Source organism: Vibrio sp. Of7-15 (assembly GCF_022347565.1).
Taxonomy (GTDB): Bacteria; Pseudomonadota; Gammaproteobacteria; order Enterobacterales; family Vibrionaceae; genus NORP241.
The window spans coordinates 18157-33508 of the sequence record NZ_JAKRGH010000027.1 but is presented as its reverse complement, the minus strand read 5'-3'; the positions used below and the strand labels follow the sequence as shown (position 1 = coordinate 33508).

Below are 15352 nucleotides of genomic sequence, written 5' to 3'. Positions count from 1 at the left end.
CTACTTTATAGAGCTGAGTTTTCACTTGGCTCAGAGCCCCAACCATCATCTATATTATGTTCTGCTTCACTAATTTCTTCAACAGGCACTGAAGGCTTAGATAAACCAACATCTAATGACGCTTTAATTACAGCAACATCATTGCTACCATTCACACTTTGCACTATAGATTCAATCATTTGAAGATCAACTCCCTCAGGCACAACATCATCAAGTGAAGCGCCTGTTACTTCAGAAGACAAAGTAAGTTGTAATAGTATAGCAAAAATTACTTTCTTAGTTTCAGAACCATCAAGCTGCAAGAACTGATGCCCAGGAGACATAAATTGGTGTTGGGCCTTTAATGTATATGTATAGCTATCTCGATACTCGGTAGCATATGTGAGATATTTGTCATGGCTAATTGCACCATTATTATCAATCTCATTCGATAGATAGTCAGCCAGTAACTCTAATTCATCTAAAACACCAGATAACTTTGTAAGCTGTCGATTTGAAAGCTCCTCTTTAGAACTTATCTTTAATGTACACCTAACTTCATCTTCCACAAAATGAATTGGATAAAGCCAATGATTTATAGATTTAATCTGTTCTGGCTTATCAAGCTGAAGAATAGAACCTGTATACCTAAAAATTTTTTCAATATCTGACGGGAGTAGGCTCCTATTTTTTATACGCCCCCAATTTACGTTACAACGAAGATTGAAATAACATGTATCATTAGAGCCTTTATCACGCTCAGTATTACTTGTTAAACCGACACTTCCAAAATAAACTCCAGATGTCACTTGACCAGTCATTATGCTAGTATCATTTATCGTTATAACAATATCACCAGGTTTCATGATTTCGATAAATCGACGAATCTGATTTACCTTATTAGATATTTGGCTCTTAGACTCTTCACGATTCTGCAATGCCGTTTGAGTAGAGATAAGCACCATTTCTTTCTCTTCATCAGATAATGCATTATCGTGAAAAATAGGAAGTACAACGTCCTCTGCATGACCTAACGCAACAACACCGTTCTCTTTAAAGTTATAGAAAAACTTTCCGCTATCGCGTCCTGCTCTAATGAACCAGTATTGTGTATTTTCAGAAATTGTTTTAAAAGTGCTCATGACTCATCGTTAGAATTGAAAAATGATGGCGGATGATATCAATATGCCAAGGTGAATTCATCATGCTTATTCATAATATGTCTATTCTCTCATAATTTTACCTTATCCTCTTGATATAAATACAAAGTCAAACAAGAATGACTGTATATATATACAATAAATCAGATTTTATGACTGTACGAAAATTAGAAGACGGAAATAAAAAACCTTGGCTTTGCGATGTGTACCCGCAAGGCCGAAAAGGTAAACGAATTCGAAAGCGCTTTGCCACCAAAGGCGAAGCGCTTGCCTATGAGAAATTCGTACTCAAAGAAGTGGATAATAAGCCATGGTTAGGCGAGAAAATCGAACACCGCAGCTTATTAGATATGATTGAACTTTGGTACGAACGCCACGGCCAATCACTGACCAACGCCCAATACACATATAATAAACTTAAAGTTATTGGCTTAGCGATGGGCGACCCGCTCTATCATAAACTCACAGCAACTATGTTTACTGAATATCGCACTCGTCGCCTAGCGGGTGAAGTTGCAGACCTAAATGGCCGAAAAGCTAAGGTGTCTTTTTGTACTTGTAATTCTGAGCAAAGTTTACTTAATGCGGTAATTGCTGAATTACAACGCATGGAAGAGTGGAAAGGACTGAACCCTCTTTCGAAAGTTCGACAATTTAAGCTTCATGAACCTGAGATGGAGTTTCTTACCACTGAGGAGATGGAAACACTCATTGATAAAGCAGAAAAGCACAAACATCATGAAGATTTACATAAAGTAATTAAACTTTGTTTAGCGACCGGCGGCCGATTCCAAGAAACTGCAAGTTTAACTGGCGCACAAGTTGTTAAATATAAAGTCACGTTTACACAAACGAAGGGAAAAAAGAATCGTTCTGTGCCTATCAGCCCTGAACTTTATGATGTGATTTACAAGGAAGGATCTGGCCCACTATTTAATATTGCTTATGCAACTGTTTATCGTTTCATCGTGAAACACGTACCGAGGCTAAAACGGCAAGCGGCCCATGTTCTACGTCATACATTTGCTTCATACTATATGATGAACGGTGGCAATATCATCGCGCTTCAAAAAGTATTAGGCCACAGCGATATAAAACAAACAATGCGCTATGCTCATCTATCTCCCGATCACTTAGAAGATGTAGTCACAAAGAACCCTTTCTACAACCTAAAACGATGACTACACACGCCTCAAATAATGCCCACAAATTGTCTACATATTTTCATAATATAGGTAAACATTGACGATTATTGACAAGCAACCTCTTGATAAAGGCCCGTATCCCCTTGTGTGGCCTACTCTCCATTAGTGTGATTGATTATATAACGTGTTAGCTCACTAGGAACCTCAAGACGCTGAGGCTTACCGTTTTTTTCGTACCAAATACCGCTTCCCAGCCCACCAACAGTGAGAAAAAACAGAATAAAAATAAAAGCCTTTTTTTTTAAAATTTTCACACTTATACCTTAATTAAAACCATAAAAGCACACCACTGCAATATAGAAAACCCTATACCAATAAGTATATTAGATTCAATCAATACACCGTTTTTGATAGCTGGTAAATCTGACTTAAAGGTGTAACGCTTTTAATATACGCATCATAAAAATTAGGAATAAAGCAGAGTATCCATAGCTTTAATAACAGTGACAAGAACCAACTGCACAAAACATCACAATACACATAAGTTTAGGTAAACAGACATTATGTATGTGTGTTTAAACGAACATAATGAAACTGGCGTATTTTACTGGCAAGGGGAATTTAACCCAAATCAGTACTGATACATCATCACTTCAAACCTATTCCCAAAAGCACCTTTCAATACGCTCGACATAACTTAACTTAGCCAGGTTTGTCAGAACCATTTTAAAATCCGGCTGATGCGTATTACCGATGATAAGATATTCATTGCTGTTACAACCAATACGACCCGGGGAGGATTGGTGTAATTTTATGGAAGGATCAAGGTAACGAACTTCTTCAACATATTGCTCGTTTGCGGGAATACAAAACTCATAATCCACTGCCGCTAAGCTGTCGGCGTTCCCCATTAAACCGTCATAGTTAAGCAGACTAAGATCGAAACGAATTTTTTCAGCTTGCTTCTCTGAGAGGATGACCTCGACTTCATTGTCTGAAGCCAGTATCGGTGTTGAAAATAGCATCGCAACAGCGATAACCACTCTTTTCATGCTTTTTATCTTCATAAATTAATTGTGCCTTCCCCAATAACAAACTAATCCTATAGAGCTTGAAGTCGCCTTTTAGCCGAGCTTAACAAAATAACGGAGTAGAAAACGTGAAACCACAGTAGCGGATTCAATTTCGCCCCCAGCCGTGACTGCGTTTTCTTCTTATCCGATACCACTGCTGAGCCAAAATACAACTTCGTCTTTGTTTGTTGCCCGTCTTCATAAGGCTCGACCATAAGCCATGATCGTGTTTTACCCAGGTAATCACACATTAGAATCTGATTCTCACTACGGCGTTCAACCTGCCAAGCAGAAAAAGTTTCCGTTTTACTTTGTGCTAATTGCCTAACGTCAGCATCAGAAGAAGGCTTAGATAACCCCCATGTCAATATTAGCCTCTCTAACTTAAAGATAGGCGTCGTATAAAAAGCACGCACGAATTGCTCATGGCTTACCCCCTTCACAATTTCGGTTGTAAAACAATCCGTATAAGCACCCTCTTGCCGATAGCGAGCCAATAATGCATTTTCTGGCAATGAACAAGATGTAATAGAAAACACCATTGACTCTCCTGCGTTGTTTTCAAGCCAATTAAGGCAAAAAATGATTTTTACTGTGGGGTGTAATCCGCAAAGAAATGCCAAATCATCATGCCAACTGGACCTAGCGCTTTTTCTTTTAGTTTAGCCACATAGATAGGGACTTCCATGGCTTTTGGATTACTGAGCTGAATTAATTGCTTATTTTGAATTTCTTGAGTGACTTCATGCAAAGGAAGACGCCCCCAGCCCAGCCCACTTCGGATCAAGGCTTGTTTAGCATGATGATCCGAGACATACCATTGCAAACCATCTTTGACGATGCCTGTATCTGGGCTGGTTTTATAAGAAGATTTAACAACCACTTGCGGATATTTAATGAGATCTTTTTTCCCTATGCTGTTTTTATCCGCCACGGGAAAGTGCTCTGAAATAAAAACAGGAAGTAAACAATGCTCAATACAGCGATATTGAACCTGCTCGCTTTGCTCTAGTCCGCCATAAATTCCAATATCGACTAAACCATCTAATAGCATTCGCTCCCCAGACGCCGTTTCAATGTCTAAGTGAATGATGGTTTTAGGAAAGACTTCTTTTAATTTCCCTAATAATTCGGTGACTTTATCCATGGGGAAGATAGCACTAATACTGATACGCAGTTCAGCTTCCACTTCGCTGTTCATCTGACGTGCAAACACATCGAAGTCGTTCGCTTCATTCAGCAAATGTTGAATTTTGTTGAGTAATATCTTGCCGTTACGTGTCAACTCTGGCCGATACGTATCACGACTAAATATCTCAATATCATAATATTCTTCCACCTGTTTCACAGAGTAAGACACCGCAGAGCGCGCTTTAAATAGCTTCTCACTGGCTTTACGAAAACTGCCTTCTTGGTGGATCACGTTAATTACGTGCAAATGTTCTAATGCAATCATGGACTAATAATATGACCAAGAAGTTCAAAAGTATATGCTTTTTTAGACCAAGGTTCTTGATTAAAGTTATCTACATCAACAGGGCCAAGCATGTCAGTCATCACCAACATAGCTAAGGCCAAAAAATTAGACCAATTAAGAGGGCCAAGGCTATGGAGCAGCAAATACTAAGAACACCTGATAACGCATTCTTGAACTTAGCTGATTACCCATTTAATGCCAATTACTTGAACGTTGACGGCATGCGTATGCACTACCTCGATGAAGGGTCATACAACGAAAAAACCATTTTCTTGCTTCATGGTCAGCCATCATGGAGCTATTTATACCGACACATGATCCCCGTGCTTGTCGATGCTGGATACCGAGTGATTGCCCCAGACTTAATCGGCTTTGGTAAATCAGATAAGCCGGCCTCTAGTGACACCCATACGTACGCGAATCACGTGCGTTGGATGGGGCAGTTTGTTGAACAATTAAACATAAAAAACGCCGCGGCTTTTATGCAAGATTGGGGCGGCATGATTGGTTTGCGAGTACTAGCACAACAACCAGAATGGCTCGATAGACTGGTCGTAGCCAATACTGCCCTTGCGGAAATGAAAGGGCTGGAGAAATTCATAGTTCCAAAAGTATTAAAGCTGCTAGCGACCATGGCGGGCAAACCCAGCCTCGATACCTTTGCCAACAAAATTAACTATGGCAACTGGGCGGGCTACTTCAAACACGCCAAGCAATTAGAAATTGGCAAAATTATTCAAACGCTGACAACTACACCACTCAGCCATGAAGAAATGCAGGCCTACGATGCCCCTTTCCCGAGTCCGGAGTTTTATGCCGCACCGAGAAAAATGCCTACTATCGTCGCTTCTGAGTTGAATGACGTAAACGCCGACTGGGCAAAGCTCAAACAGTGGGATAAACCCGTTTTGACCTTGTTCAGCGATCAAGACCCGTTTTTGGCAGGGCAAGGATACGACCTTAAATTTCAAAATAATTTCAGTGGCGCACAAGATCAGCCCCACATGACGATAGCCAATGCGTCACATTTTTTACAAGAAGATCAATCCAAACAACTGGCGGATACCATGATCCACTGGTTAGAACAAACTCAATATTAATAAGGATACCCTATGAAAATTTTAGCAATTGGTGCCAATGGTGTGATTGGTCAAGCTACCGTCAAGCATCTACAACAAGAACACTCAGTGATCGCTGTCGGTCACAGCCAAGGTGATTATACTGTCGATATTGAAAGCAAAGCGTCAATTCAAGCGTTGTTCGAAAAAGTAGGAAACGTGGATGCCATTATCAGCATGGCGGGTAACGGCGAAATGGGCAGCTTCGACAGTATGCCAGAGTCGGGCTATCACAATGTTTTAAACAACAAAGTGATGGGCCAAGTGAATGTGGCTCGTATTGGGCTTGAGTACCTCAATGAAGGTGGCTCCATTACCCTTACCTCAGGCCAAGCTTCTAACCACCCTATGCCGGGAACCGCCGCCATTGCCATGGGTGTAGCAGCGATCAATACCTTTGTGGCGACGGTTGCACTTGAGCTAACGGATGGCAAACGCATCAATGCCGTAAGTCCAAGTATGGTAAAAGAAACCATGGAGATGTGGGGCGTAGACAGTAGTGCAGGTATTGCGGCTCGTGATGTTGCAACCTATTACCATGCCAGCCTCAATGGCCATCAATCAGGTCACGTATTTAATGCTGTTGGAGGTTACTATGAAGCAGCCTAAGCCCGCCTATTTGGTTTCATCGGCGCAATACCCTGAGAAAAATGACTCATTGATGGAATACGCAAAAGCCGCTCACCCGATCTTTCAAACATATGGTGCAGAAGTATTGGTAGCCGGAGTAACAGATCAAGCCATCGATTTATTAGAAGGACAATGGCCAAGCGCAGAAGCGAAAATATCGGTGGTCCGTTTTCCTTCCATGCAACGGCTTAAGGCCTGTTTAACATCCAGTGATTATCTGGCCATCAAACATTTAAGAACAGAGGTTGTGGACACGCATTTCGCGCTGGCAGTGGACTAAACCTTTAGCAACGATTCCAAACGGTTATACAACCAAAAAAGTGAGTTCACAACCTCCTGTGAACTCATTTTTTATTTGCTTTTTAATTTATTTAAAACCACTTAGTCACAGTTATTCATCCGATTTTGGCGGACGAAAAATGTGGGGCTGATCTTTACTGTATAGGTAAGAATCATTAAATTCATCAGTCTCTAGCACCCGCCCAACTAAAATTAACGAGGTCAATTTAAAGTTTTTCGCCCGTACTTTTTCAGTAATGTCTTTTAGCGTACCGACCACTCGGTCTTGATCTGGCCACGATGTGCGATAACACACCGCAACCGGGCAATCTTCACCATAATGGGGGATCAACTCTTCCACAATTTTAGCGATTTTTGTAACCCCAAGATGAATCGCTAACGTTGCCCCACTCGCTGCTAAAGCCGGTAAACGCTCCCGCTCAGGGAAAGGGGTTTTTCCTTCATAACGTGTCATGATCACCGTTTGAGAAACACCCGATAACGTCAGCTCTTTTTGCAACCACGCCGCCGAAGCTGCCATGGCCGTCACGCCGGGGATCACTTCATATGGAATGTTAAGCTCATCCAATCGGCGCATTTGTTCACCAATGGCACCATACACGGAAGGATCGCCACAATGTAAACGAGCCACGTCTTTCCCTGCTTGATGCGCGGTTGCAATGTGATCCACAATTTCTTCGAGGTTCAGCGGTGCCGTATCAATAATTTGCTCGGCACTGACTTCTGCATCTGCCAACAACTGTCGAGGGATCAAAGAGCCCGCATACAATATCACTGGGCTGGAGGTCATTTTTTTATGGCCCTTTACCGTGATTAAATCCGGATCCCCAGGCCCTGCACCAATAAAATAAACGGTCATAATTTTTTAGAATACCCTCGTGGTGTATAAATCCACTCTTTATTGCCATTAATAATATGGCGCGATTCACTGTTCCCTACCGTCACCAAAGTAAACATATCCACATCATCACTGTGCAGCTTTTCTAAGGTAGTAAGTGTAATGCTTTCATCTTCACGGGTTAACTGGCGGCCTAACAACACAGGAGTATTCGCCGGACGGTACTGCAATAAAATATCGCGGGCAGTATTGATCTGCCAATCACGTTTTTTGGACTTCGGGTTATAAAACGACACCACAAAATCCCCCGTACCACAGCTATGAATGCGTTTTTCAATGGTTTGCCAAGGGGTTAATAGATCGGAAAGAGAAATAGTACAAAAATCATGGCCCAGTAGCGCCCCCGCTCGGCTGGATCCAGCCTGCATTGCGGACACCCCTGGCACCGTTTCAATCTCCACATCCAACCATTCAGGGTGATCTTCTTCCCCTTGAAGCTGGCGATCCAATAATTCAAACACTAGGGTAGCCATGGCATAAACACCAATGTCCCCACTGGAAATCAACGCGGTGGTTTTGCCACTGGCTGCGAGATCCAATGCTAAACGGGCACGGTCTATTTCTTGACCAAGCGGTAAATCATGGTGCACTTTGCCGTCACACACACAGCCTAATAATTTGAGGTACAACCCATAAGCAACCAAATCGCTGCTATTTTCAATGGCCTTGGTGGCTCTTGGGGCGACTAAATCAATATCACCCGGTCCTGCACCAATTAAATACAATTTTGTCATTGTGTCTCTTTTACGGTTAAGTTTGGATAGGATCGCGCAATGGCACAGGTCGCCACTGCCGACTTATGTTTATTTAAAACCAACTCAGCCTTTTGCTGGGTGATGTTCTGGGCATCAAACAACGCGGCCGATTCCGCCACGCCGTACACCCCAACCACACTGTACACATAGTCTGATTTGGTACTGAGTTGATCTTCCACCTGACGCAGTTGCTGCTTACTCCAAGTATAAAAAGGCTTATCAATTTTTTTCGCCAGCTCAATCAAACCCACTTCGTCTGATTTAATATCAATGCTGTTAATGTGACTGATGTGATCAAGGGTTAAGTTGGCTTTGGTTAAGCAATCTAGTAGTAAACGTTCTAATTTCTCAACTGGACAATGGCGCTCACAGCCCATACCAATACTGTACACTGGTGCTAAATATGGATTGGCCGTTGTTAGCACCAGCTGAGCCGAAATCAGCTGTGAGATCTGGCTTGCCCATTCATTCGCACCGCCTTCATGCCCAGATAATAACGGGATCACAAATTGACCCGCTTCATCTAACACCAATACAGGGGGATCAATGTTTTTATGCTGTAAAACTGGCGCTAAAGTACGAACAGCGATGCCTATGGCACAAATGAGTAACAATGAATCCCCTGCAACAAACGCTTGCTGTAGCCGCTCGGTAAAAGGCTTAGGCTTAAACCAGACTTCACAGTCATCAGTTAAATTGGATTGAAGCTGAAGCGCCAGACGACGGCCCGCTTCTGTTAACGCCACAATACGGATCATGTGCGAGTGTCCGTTTGTCGACTGATCACAAACAAAGAGAAATACGGCCCCGCTTCACGGGCAAGGGTGCTGACCTTACGCTCGACTTTTTGCTCAGGTCGGCCGATATATTCAAGGTAACACGCCTCTTCTGTGCGATTTGTTTTTTGCAGAGCATCTAAAATACGAACGCGCGCTTGGCCCGCCTTCATGATCACGACACTATTATGATCCCGCAGGACTTGGCATAACTGATCATCACTATGACGACCACTCATGATCACAAACGAGTCGGTTAATTTGGTTAATGGCTGGACCAAACAAGATGATGCGGCATTAATTGAGGCGATCCCCGGGATCGACTCACACTCAAATTGATCTTGCAGCCTTTCCAATAGATAAATAAATGAGCCAAAAAAAAGCGGATCCCCTTCACAAAGAAAAGCCACATCCTGCCCTGATAAGAGTTGCTGTTTGATCTTCTCAGCCGCGTCATCATACACCTTATTAGCGAAACGGCGATCAGTGCTCATCGGCATGGGCAGCGGAATCTCAATCGCCGCACTTCTTCTTGATTCGATGGCTTCACACGCAATGCTTTTGGCCTGTGAATGATGCTGAGCATTGGTTAAAAAACTTAATACTGGTGCTTGCTGAATAGCACGGAATGCCTTTAGAGTAAGAAGCTCAGGATCGCCAGGCCCGACACCCACACCAATCAGTTTTCCAGTTGCTTTTGTTGTCATGGTTGTTATGTCCACCCGTTTGGCTTGATAAATTTGAACAAAGTGACGGGTAAATTGGGCTTATACATGAGCTGCCCTGCCAATGTCGCGCCTCTACTAACCGCGATTTGCATGGTTTCTATTTGCTCTGGCGCTAACGTCGCGGCAAAGGTATGTAACTGGTATTTGGTGTTCTCCGTGACGGCACTGGCCACCAACATGCCTCCCGCTGGTAACTGCTGCCAGCCGATACTCAATAATTCAGCCAAATTACCATCGCTGCCGCCAATAAAAATCTTGTTGGCCGCAGGTAAATCGATCAGTTTCTGTGGTGCACGTCCTTCAATCACCGATAAATTCGATACCACACCAAAACGCACTCTGTTTTGTTCTAAACACGACAAGCGCTCTGGGTGATGTTCAATAGCATACACACTGGCATTGGCCGCCCAGTATGAGAGTTCAACAGCAACGCTGCCACAACCCGCACCAATATCCCAAATAACGTCCTCATTACTTGGTTGCAATAAAGACAAAATCGCCAAGCGCACTTCACGTTTAGTGATCATGCCTTTGCCCGCTTCTTTATCCGTCACAAACTGATGATCGGCGATCCCCGGAAATTCAGGCAAAACTCCACCAGCACCTTTAGTTTCAATCACGGTGACGTGCAGCGGATCAAAGTCGTATGTCGCCTCTTGAGCATCCGTTTTTTGCCCACTTGTCTTGTGCCCCTCTATTTGAAGAGCCTTTGTCTTATGAAAACCAAGCTGCTCAGCCGTAAATCGACGAATTTTCTGCTCGGGATACCCTAGGCGCTCACACACCCATAACGTCGACTGTGCAAACCCCGCTTGCACACATTCATTAGCAAGTGCCTCTGGAGTACTGTGTTTATCCGTCAGGATCACCAACCGATGATTCTTTCTCAATCGAGTACGGATTTTTTCAAGAGGGCGACCATGAAGACTTAACACTTCAACATCTTGCAATGAAAAGCCAAGTCCGTGACAAGCGGCTTGTATGCTGGAGACCGCAGGATGAAAGGTTAAAGGCCCGAGACCAAAACAATTTATTAGCCAACGACCAATGCCGTAATACAGGGGATCACCTGATGCGAGCACCACCACGTGTTTATCACAATACCCTAGCAGATGCGCTTTTAACTCACGCAAAGGCGGCAACATCACTTGAGTTTGATTCGGTTGCAGTAACTCACTCACCACCTGTAATTGTCGCTCAGAGCCAATCACAATGTCGGCTTGTTCAATAGCATGCTGGGCTTCATGACTTAGCTGCGCTTTATCCGCCACACCAAGGCCAATCACATCAATGGTAGAAGTTAACCCTGCTAATTTCGTCGGTGCGTTCATTAATACCACTCACCTATGTGACAGCGTAACAATGCATTCAGCGTTGCAGAGGTCACGGCACTACCCCCCTGTCGTCCAAGCAAAGTAATGCACTCAATGCCTAACTTTTCATGTACCTGCCACAATGCCTCTTTTGATTCCGCAGCCCCAACAAAACCCACTGGCATGCCGATGATCACCGCCGGTTTTTTGGCTCCTTGTTCAATCATCTCTAATAATCGAAACAGGGCTGTCGGTGCATTACCGATCAATACAATGCTGTCTTCTAATTGCTCATACCAAAACTGCAACGCGGCCATGGTGCGTGTCTCGCTGCGCTCTTTGGCTAATGCAGGTACCCGTGGATCATTTAGAAAACACAACGGCTCACCAGTCACCATACGTTTGGTGATCCCATGTCGCACCATTTCAACATCACATAAAATGGCTTTTTTGTTATCAATCGCGCTCAATGCTCGCTCACAAGCTTGGGCACTAAAACGTACTTGGCTAGCCACTTCAGGCATGCCGATGCTGTGAACAATGCGCATCACCACTTGCTGCTGCTCTTGACTCAACCCCGTAAGATCCGTCAACTCACGAATTTGACGAAAGCTGCCTTGCTCTATGGCCTGGGGGTTTGTTTCATATTTAAAAGACATATCCATTTTCTTTATTAAGGGGAAATTGTTAAGTACATAGGCTTGGCAGGTGCCAAGATCAGAAAAAAGCGCATCTGCACTTGGCATTGGCGGCCGCTCTAACATAAAAACAGGAATTGTAAGCTGCCGGGCGGCTTCTAATTTCGCAATGGTTGAGCTGCCACCACTGTTTTTGGTGACGAGTGCATCTATCTTATGTTGCTTCATGAGTGCCAGCTCATCGGTAAGTTCAAAAGGCCCGATGGCTTTTACCCAAGTCATGCTCGGTGCCAACGTTGATTTGGGCTTAACCGCGGTTCGCAATACTTGGGTTTGATGATTATTGCGATGAAAAACGGCCAGTTCATCAATCTCTGATTGATCTATTTGACCGACCGTCAGCAGTACCGACGACTTTGAGGCCAGTAATGGCAGTAATTGAGACCAGTCTCTCACACTGTGCCAGGTATCCTGATCACTTGCTTGCCACTCCGGCCGGTGAAAACGCCAATAGGGAATTCCGCATTCTGCGGCAACGCACGCGGCGGTTGAACTCATGGTATCCGCGTACGGGTGAGTCACATCCAAAATCGCACGGATTTGCTGTTGAGCGATGTACTTTTTTAACCCACCAAATTGACGAAAACCGCCACTGACTACTGGGCAGTCCACATTAGGCACTCGCACTAAACCCGCCACGCTATAGATAAGCGGTATATGTTGTTGATGTAATTGGGTCGCTATTTTTCTTGCATCGGCAGTACCACCGAGTAGTAATAACGTCATGCCATTGTATCTCCTGCTCGGCCTATCATGTCACCCTGACGATTAATCACCCATACTTCTAACTGTGTGTGGGGGCTGATTTTTTTTCTCACTTGTAAAAGCGCCGCTTCACACACCGCCAACGCCAGATCGATGTTTTGCTGATCACAATGTTTCAACGCTTCAATGGACGTATTGGACGCCACAATTTTCTCTTTTAATGCGTCGTCAGCACCTTGTTTCTCGGCCAGTGTTGCTAAGAAACCTAAATCAATGGAAGAAGCTTGGCTGTGCAAATTCCACTTTCCCATGGCCAATTTACTGATCTTTCCAAAGCCACCACACAGACTCAGTTTCTTGACGGGCACTTTTTTTACATGATTGACCACTGCACCAACAAAATCCCCCATTTCAATCAGGGCCATGTCGGGCAATTGATAATATGCTTTAATGGCGGCTTCACTGCGGTTGCCTGTCGAGGCTGCGATGTGCTCACAACCATTGGCGTTGGCCACATCGATCCCTTGATAAATGGAAGCAATATAAGCAGAGCAAGAAAAAGGCCGAACGATACCCGATACACCAAGGATCGATAAACCACCCACAATCCCCAATCGGCCATTCATGGTTTTTAAGGCAATTTGTTCCCCATTAACAACCCCAACACTCACCGTAAACCCCCCGTTATAACCGTGTAACTCAGACAAGCTTTCAAGGTGATCCATCATCATTTTTCGAGGGACTGGGTTAATGGCAGGCTCACCAATGGCCAAAGGCAAGCCTTCTCGTGTCACAGTACCCACGCCCGCTGCCGCCTTAAACTCAACGCCGAGCTGTTCCGTCAGTGTTAATTCCACAAAAACCGTCGCGCCATGTGTCACATCAGGATCATCTCCTGCGTCTTTGATGGTGCTCGACTTAACGGTACAGTCACTTAAACGCTCATTACCCACGATGCCTAGCTCAACCACGTCTCCCCGTGGCAAGGTCACATTCACCGAGTCGCTGGGCGTCCCTACCAGCAAGTAATGAGCCGCAGCCACACAGCAAGCGGTCGCACAACAGCCAGTGGTCAATCCGGTCCGCAGCGGTCGGGGCGCTTCTTCACTCTCAGGCCACATGGCTTAGCCGCCTAATACACCAAACGAAAGGGATCAATTTGTATTGCACGTTTATTTATTATTTTGATTCGTGATCAGGTTTGCATCGAGTGTAGCAGACAAAAACAGCTGACCGACGGCCTCAGGGTTAGAAGGAAAAAACAAATGCAGATAGCTGGCCGTTAAACTGCCCACTCGGTAGATAGCTTCTCCCGGCGCAGGGTGGCGTTGACGACGACCATGAGCGATCGGCTCTGGCGTCTCAATACTGACGGATCGATGATGGGAGTGAGCCCGAACGTCCCCTTCAGGAAGCACTGCCGCTTGCATGCCTTGGCAACCACCACGAGTACGCATCTTGCCATGGCCTTGCATCAAGCCAAGCATCTTATATTGCTGATCTTCTAAATTGGACAAAGATTCAAGGCAATACAAGAACCCACCACACTCTGCTAGCACAGGCTTATCATTGGCAAAAAAGGCGCGAATGGAGGTCAACATGCTGGTATTGTTCGCCAATGCCTCAACATGAAGCTCAGGGTACCCCCCCGGAAGCCACAGGGCATCAGCCTTGGGTATTACTTCATCATGCAGCGGCGAGAAAAACTGGTAACTGGCCCCCAACTCTTCAAGCAGACGTAAATTTGCATCATAGATAAAACTAAATGCATCGTCTTTGGCCACCGCAATCACCTTCCCAGTCAAAACAGAAGGGACTACTGCCAATAGCTTTGGATCTGGCTGATGGAAGGCCACAGGCTCCAGCTTATTAAGCAGCTTGCTAAGATCAGACGTTTCTACCCAATCCGCGCCAGCCGATAAACGAGTCTCAAGTTCTTCTCGGATCTCTTGGGCTTGTACTAAACCAAGGTGTCTTTCTGGTAAGCTGATCTCTGGTGTTCGCTTTAACGTGCCCAGCAGTGGTAAAGAATCGGGCAGCGCTTCTTTGATCAGCTGGGCGTGTCGTTCGCTACCACAATTGTTGGCAATCAGCCCCGCGGTTTTAAAATCATCTCGGTAATTCGCCAGCCCCATTGCAATAGCCGCTGCTGTTTGCGCCATGCCTTTTACGTCCATCACAATGGCGATCGGAATGCCAAATCTGGCCGCCAAATCGGCACTGGATGGCTGACCATCAAAGATCCCCATCGCCCCTTCCACCAAGATGATGTCCGCCACTTTTGCCGCCTCGTACATTTTGTTCTGACAATACGCTTCACCCGCCATCCATAAATCCAACTGCTCGACAGGTTGAGCTGATGCTTGTGACAAAATTTGTGGGTCAAGATAATCCGGGCCCACTTTAAATACTCGAACGACTTTTCCTTGGCGACGTAACATTGAAGCCAACGCCGCTGTAATGGTGGTTTTTCCTTGGCCAGAAGCTGGGGCTGCGAGAATCAAAGCAGGGCAAAATAAGGTGGTCATAACGTCAATCCATGGCTATAAAATAAGACTATTGAATAAAATTGGGAGCGGTTGCCTTTTACACCCTCG

The 15352-nt window shown here is 44.8% G+C and carries 17 protein-coding genes; 4 read left to right on the top strand and 13 right to left on the bottom strand.

Annotated elements, in window-relative coordinates:
• Positions 1-5 precede the first annotated feature (5 nt).
• Complete coding sequence (locus MHO82_RS20975; RefSeq protein ID WP_239187456.1) at positions 6-1121, bottom strand: hypothetical protein; 1116 nt, start codon at positions 1119-1121, stop codon at positions 6-8.
• Positions 1122-1291: 170 nt separating this feature from the next.
• Here MHO82_RS20975 and MHO82_RS20970 point away from each other — a divergent pair, with 170 nt between their 5' ends.
• Positions 1292-2320, top strand: coding sequence for a tyrosine-type recombinase/integrase (locus MHO82_RS20970; protein ID WP_239187453.1), 1029 nt, complete (start codon positions 1292-1294; stop codon positions 2318-2320).
• A gap of 116 nt (positions 2321-2436) precedes the next feature.
• Here MHO82_RS20970 and MHO82_RS20965 read toward each other — a convergent pair whose 3' ends face one another.
• From MHO82_RS20965 to MHO82_RS20950, 4 genes are all read right to left on the bottom strand, one after another.
• Positions 2437-2598, bottom strand: coding sequence for a hypothetical protein (locus MHO82_RS20965; protein ID WP_239187450.1), 162 nt, complete (start codon positions 2596-2598; stop codon positions 2437-2439).
• Positions 2599-2943: 345 nt separating this feature from the next.
• Complete coding sequence (locus tag MHO82_RS20960) at positions 2944-3336, bottom strand: hypothetical protein (RefSeq protein ID WP_239187447.1); 393 nt, start codon at positions 3334-3336, stop codon at positions 2944-2946.
• Positions 3337-3386: 50 nt separating this feature from the next.
• Complete coding sequence (locus MHO82_RS20955) at positions 3387-3899, bottom strand: hypothetical protein (protein ID WP_239187444.1); 513 nt, start codon at positions 3897-3899, stop codon at positions 3387-3389.
• 47 nt (positions 3900-3946) lie between these two features.
• Positions 3947-4813 (bottom strand): LysR family transcriptional regulator, encoded by an 867-nt coding sequence (locus MHO82_RS20950; protein ID WP_239187441.1) that lies wholly within the window; start codon positions 4811-4813, stop codon positions 3947-3949.
• 152 nt (positions 4814-4965) lie between these two features.
• Between MHO82_RS20950 and MHO82_RS20945 the strand changes: the two genes are divergently transcribed.
• Genes MHO82_RS20945 through MHO82_RS20935 form a run of 3 tightly spaced genes read left to right on the top strand, consistent with a single transcriptional unit; the run spans position 4966 to position 6862 of the window.
• Positions 4966-5934 carry a haloalkane dehalogenase gene (locus MHO82_RS20945; RefSeq protein ID WP_239187438.1) on the top strand — a complete coding sequence of 323 codons (969 nt, stop codon included), beginning with the start codon at positions 4966-4968 and terminating at the stop codon, positions 5932-5934.
• A gap of 12 nt (positions 5935-5946) precedes the next feature.
• A complete protein-coding gene (locus MHO82_RS20940; RefSeq protein WP_239187435.1) occupies positions 5947-6561 on the top strand; it encodes a short chain dehydrogenase in 615 nt (204 codons plus the stop codon).
• Complete coding sequence (locus tag MHO82_RS20935) at positions 6548-6862, top strand: DUF1330 domain-containing protein (protein WP_239187432.1); 315 nt, start codon at positions 6548-6550, stop codon at positions 6860-6862. Before MHO82_RS20940 ends, MHO82_RS20935 begins: the two co-directional genes overlap by 14 nt.
• Positions 6863-6973: 111 nt before the next feature.
• On the opposite strand, the gene cobM is transcribed toward MHO82_RS20935, so the two are convergent.
• Genes cobM through MHO82_RS20895 form a run of 8 tightly spaced genes read right to left on the bottom strand, consistent with a single transcriptional unit; the run spans position 6974 to position 15283 of the window.
• Complete coding sequence (gene cobM, locus MHO82_RS20930; RefSeq protein ID WP_239187429.1) at positions 6974-7741, bottom strand: precorrin-4 C(11)-methyltransferase; 768 nt, start codon at positions 7739-7741, stop codon at positions 6974-6976.
• Positions 7738-8514: a precorrin-3B C(17)-methyltransferase gene (gene cobJ, locus MHO82_RS20925; protein WP_239187426.1), complete on the bottom strand. Its 777-nt coding sequence runs from the start codon at positions 8512-8514 to the stop codon at positions 7738-7740. The genes cobM and cobJ overlap by 4 nt, the downstream gene beginning before the upstream one ends.
• On the bottom strand, positions 8511-9293 hold the full coding sequence (locus MHO82_RS20920) for a cobalamin biosynthesis protein (RefSeq protein ID WP_239187423.1): 783 nt from the start codon (positions 9291-9293) through the stop codon (positions 8511-8513). Before MHO82_RS20920 ends, cobJ begins: the two co-directional genes overlap by 4 nt.
• The gene (cobI, locus tag MHO82_RS20915; RefSeq protein ID WP_239187420.1) at positions 9290-10018 is read right to left on the bottom strand and encodes a precorrin-2 C(20)-methyltransferase; all 729 of its coding nucleotides are present in this window, start codon (positions 10016-10018) and stop codon (positions 9290-9292) included. The genes MHO82_RS20920 and cobI overlap by 4 nt, the downstream gene beginning before the upstream one ends.
• A 5-nt stretch (positions 10019-10023) precedes the next feature.
• A complete protein-coding gene (cbiE, locus tag MHO82_RS20910; protein WP_239187417.1) occupies positions 10024-11370 on the bottom strand; it encodes a precorrin-6y C5,15-methyltransferase (decarboxylating) subunit CbiE in 1347 nt (448 codons plus the stop codon).
• On the bottom strand, positions 11370-12776 hold the full coding sequence (gene cobK / locus MHO82_RS20905) for a precorrin-6A reductase (RefSeq protein ID WP_239187414.1): 1407 nt from the start codon (positions 12774-12776) through the stop codon (positions 11370-11372). The genes cbiE and cobK overlap by 1 nt, the downstream gene beginning before the upstream one ends.
• Entirely contained in the window at positions 12773-13876 is a 1104-nt protein-coding gene (locus MHO82_RS20900) for a cobalt-precorrin-5B (C(1))-methyltransferase (RefSeq protein ID WP_239187411.1), read from the bottom strand. The genes cobK and MHO82_RS20900 overlap by 4 nt, the downstream gene beginning before the upstream one ends.
• 51 nt (positions 13877-13927) lie before the next feature.
• Complete coding sequence (locus MHO82_RS20895; RefSeq protein ID WP_239187408.1) at positions 13928-15283, bottom strand: cobyrinate a,c-diamide synthase; 1356 nt, start codon at positions 15281-15283, stop codon at positions 13928-13930.
• Between the last annotated feature and the right edge of the window lie 69 nt (positions 15284-15352).

Excerpts from the sequence above, each read along its gene's own strand:
- MHO82_RS20975 (WP_239187456.1), bottom strand. The coding sequence starts at position 1,121 with ATGAGCACTTTTAAAACAATTTCTGAAAATACACAATACTGGTTCATT.
- MHO82_RS20970 (WP_239187453.1), top strand. The coding sequence starts at position 1,292 with ATGACTGTACGAAAATTAGAAGACGGAAATAAAAAACCTTGGCTTTGC.
- MHO82_RS20960 (WP_239187447.1), bottom strand. The coding sequence starts at position 3,336 with ATGAAAAGAGTGGTTATCGCTGTTGCGATGCTATTTTCAACACCGATA.
- MHO82_RS20955 (WP_239187444.1), bottom strand. The coding sequence starts at position 3,899 with ATGGTGTTTTCTATTACATCTTGTTCATTGCCAGAAAATGCATTATTG.
- MHO82_RS20950 (WP_239187441.1), bottom strand. The coding sequence starts at position 4,813 with ATGATTGCATTAGAACATTTGCACGTAATTAACGTGATCCACCAAGAA.
- MHO82_RS20945 (WP_239187438.1), top strand. The coding sequence starts at position 4,966 with ATGGAGCAGCAAATACTAAGAACACCTGATAACGCATTCTTGAACTTA.
- MHO82_RS20940 (WP_239187435.1), top strand. The coding sequence starts at position 5,947 with ATGAAAATTTTAGCAATTGGTGCCAATGGTGTGATTGGTCAAGCTACC.
- MHO82_RS20935 (WP_239187432.1), top strand. The coding sequence starts at position 6,548 with ATGAAGCAGCCTAAGCCCGCCTATTTGGTTTCATCGGCGCAATACCCT.
- cobM (WP_239187429.1), bottom strand. The coding sequence starts at position 7,741 with ATGACCGTTTATTTTATTGGTGCAGGGCCTGGGGATCCGGATTTAATC.
- cobJ (WP_239187426.1), bottom strand. The coding sequence starts at position 8,514 with ATGACAAAATTGTATTTAATTGGTGCAGGACCGGGTGATATTGATTTA.
- MHO82_RS20920 (WP_239187423.1), bottom strand. The coding sequence starts at position 9,293 with ATGATCCGTATTGTGGCGTTAACAGAAGCGGGCCGTCGTCTGGCGCTT.
- cobI (WP_239187420.1), bottom strand. The coding sequence starts at position 10,018 with ATGACAACAAAAGCAACTGGAAAACTGATTGGTGTGGGTGTCGGGCCT.
- cbiE (WP_239187417.1), bottom strand. The coding sequence starts at position 11,370 with ATGAACGCACCGACGAAATTAGCAGGGTTAACTTCTACCATTGATGTG.
- cobK (WP_239187414.1), bottom strand. The coding sequence starts at position 12,776 with ATGACGTTATTACTACTCGGTGGTACTGCCGATGCAAGAAAAATAGCG.
- MHO82_RS20900 (WP_239187411.1), bottom strand. The coding sequence starts at position 13,876 with ATGTGGCCTGAGAGTGAAGAAGCGCCCCGACCGCTGCGGACCGGATTG.
- MHO82_RS20895 (WP_239187408.1), bottom strand. The coding sequence starts at position 15,283 with ATGACCACCTTATTTTGCCCTGCTTTGATTCTCGCAGCCCCAGCTTCT.